General features: G+C 34.2%; 3 protein-coding genes. All 3 read left to right on the top strand.

The features are described from left to right. Positions 1-121 precede the first annotated feature (121 nt). The 3 genes from ACYVLS_RS09060 to ACYVLS_RS09050 are packed head-to-tail and all read left to right on the top strand — an operon-like array spanning position 122 to position 2,299. The gene (locus ACYVLS_RS09060; RefSeq protein ID WP_460323757.1) at positions 122-910 is read left to right on the top strand and encodes an ABC transporter ATP-binding protein; all 789 of its coding nucleotides are present in this window, start codon (positions 122-124) and stop codon (positions 908-910) included. Then, complete coding sequence (locus ACYVLS_RS09055; protein WP_460323755.1) at positions 911-1,849, top strand: ABC transporter ATP-binding protein; 939 nt, start codon at positions 911-913, stop codon at positions 1,847-1,849. 18 nt (positions 1,850-1,867) lie between these two features. Next, positions 1,868-2,299: a hypothetical protein gene (locus ACYVLS_RS09050; RefSeq protein ID WP_460323753.1), complete on the top strand. Its 432-nt coding sequence runs from the start codon at positions 1,868-1,870 to the stop codon at positions 2,297-2,299. Positions 2,300-2,421 lie beyond the last annotated feature (122 nt).

The following is a 2,421-nucleotide window of genomic DNA, read 5'->3' as shown; positions in this document are numbered from 1 at the left end:
TTGTGGTGACTACATTTTACCAAAGAGAGGTGTCTTTTTGTGTGTTTTTTGATAATTATTTATAAGAAGTTTCAATAACCGCAAGGGTTAAACCTGGATATTCAACTGCAAAACTTGAGTTATTTATAAAGGCGAGAACTTACTTAATAAATCTAAAAAAGAAATCCAGGATATTCGTGGGAATGAAATTGCTATGATTTTTCAGGAACCAATGACCGCCTTAAATCCTTTGATGAAAATTGGGGACCAGATTATGGAAACTATTGAGCGACATGAAAAAGTCACTAAAAAAGAGTCACGAGCAAAAGCTTTAGAAATGCTGGAAAAAGTTGAAATTCCAAATGCAAAAGAACGAATTGATAGTTATCCTCATCAACTCTCTGGGGGGATGCGACAACGAGTCATGATTGCCATTGCGTTGAGTTGTAACCCTGAGCTACTTATCTGTGATGAGCCTACAACGGCATTAGATGTAACAACCCAAGCTCAAATCTTAGATTTAATAAATAAATTAAAAGAAGATTTTAATACCTCCGTCATTATGATTACACACGATTTAGGTGTGGTATCAAAAGTGTCAGACAACGTCTTAGTCATGTACGGAGGGAAAAGTTTAGAGTTTGGAAAAGTTGATGATATCTTCAATAATCCGCAACATCCTTATACAAAATCCCTCTTAGCTGCAATACCCGATGTTAATAATAGAGAAGAACGCATTCGTTCAATAGAAAAAGCTGTTAAAAATAATGACCTAAGTTTAGCTTTAGGAAATGTAGAATTTGATCGAAACGATTATGAAGAAAAAGAAAAAATATACGACAGTGAAATGGTCCTTTTAAATGAGGGGCATTATATTCGAAAATGGAAGACAGACCAGCAAACTCAAGGAAAAGTTGAATGGGTGATATAAATGGCAACTGAATCAAAAATATTTGAAGTAAATAATTTAAAGATGTATTTTCCATTAAAAGGTGGCTCTTTTGATAGTGGTGAGCAAGAATATATAAAAGCTGTAGATGACGTCACTTTTTCAGTGTATGAAGGAGAGACTTTAGGAATTGTTGGAGAATCTGGAAGTGGTAAAACAACCTTAGGACGTACAATGATCCGTTTAAATGAACCAACGGCGGGTGAAATTCTTTATGAAGGGGAAGATATATCAAATTTTTCGAGAAAAGAGTTGACTCCTTATCGGAAAAATATGCAGATAATTTTTCAAGACCCCTATTCATCCTTGGATCCAAGGATGACAGTCGGAGAGATTATTGAAGAACCTTTAGTTATTCAAAAAAAGTTAAGTCTTACTAAAAGAACTGAACGCGTAAAGAAACTCATGGAAATGTGTGGTTTAAACGAAAGTTTCATTAATCGTTATCCACATGAGTTTTCAGGCGGACAGCGTCAGCGTATTGGTATTGCTCGCTCCTTAGCATTGAATCCAAAAATGATAGTTTGTGATGAAGCAGTATCGGCTTTAGATGTATCTATTCAATCTCAAATCATGAATTTATTACTTTACTTACAACGGCGTGAAAATTTAACTTACGTTTTTATTTCTCATAACTTAAATGTGGTCTACCACATGTCTGACCGAATAGCGGTAATGTATCATGGAAAAATTGTAGAACTAGCAGATCGTGAAGAATTATATTTCAATCCGATTCATGATTATACAAAATCATTACTCAAAGCAATTCCCAATGTTGAAAACGGGTATATTGCAGGTGGGAGTCAGATTAATTACGAAGCGAGTTTACCAGATGGATATTCATTTACTAAAATAATTGAAGACAATCAAGCTTTATACGAAGTAAAACCTGGACATTATGTATATTGTTATAAAAAATAGTAGGAATGGAGCAGATAAATGAATAAAGATTTGAAATATTTAGACACACAACTACCAGAGGATATAGCAAAACTAAAAGCCGTGGGTGAGTATGACCGAGTCGAAAGAATCATCGATAAACGCTTGGAAAAAGATTTACCGGTTGCTTTAAGAAAGAGATTAGAACAAGAAAAAGAAATACTACCTATTATTAGAGATTCTTATCCTCATACCTACGAGGCAGCATTATCATTATTTAAAGATAATATTGCCGATTTTAAAACCGAAGAATTCGAAAGTTTACGCGATGAAGATGCCTTAGATTGGGTATATTTGGATGGCGAAATTCATTTCCGAGAAAACATTTTACAAAATATTATGAAAACTCGTCCCAATTATGCCAAACGTTGTACTAACCCTGAATTACTAGATAAGCGCACAAATTTACTTAATGAAACAATGCATACCTGAATAATTCATACTTTCGCTTTTAACCGTCTGTAACTGCCTAACGGCAGTCTTCATTTACTTTTTCTTTTTCACCTGTTAAGTGATGAAAAAAGAACCCCGTTCTGATATGGTAAAGGTGTCGA

The organism is Alkalibacterium psychrotolerans, from assembly GCF_054784355.1.
Note: the sequence above shows the minus strand (reverse complement) of the source record. Positions and strands in the feature narration are given on the sequence as shown.

Bases quoted from the DNA above. Each gene is read 5' to 3' on its own strand.
- ACYVLS_RS09055 (WP_460323755.1), top strand. From the start codon at position 911: ATGGCAACTGAATCAAAAATATTTGAAGTAAATAATTTAAAGATGTAT.
- ACYVLS_RS09050 (WP_460323753.1), top strand. From the start codon at position 1,868: ATGAATAAAGATTTGAAATATTTAGACACACAACTACCAGAGGATATA.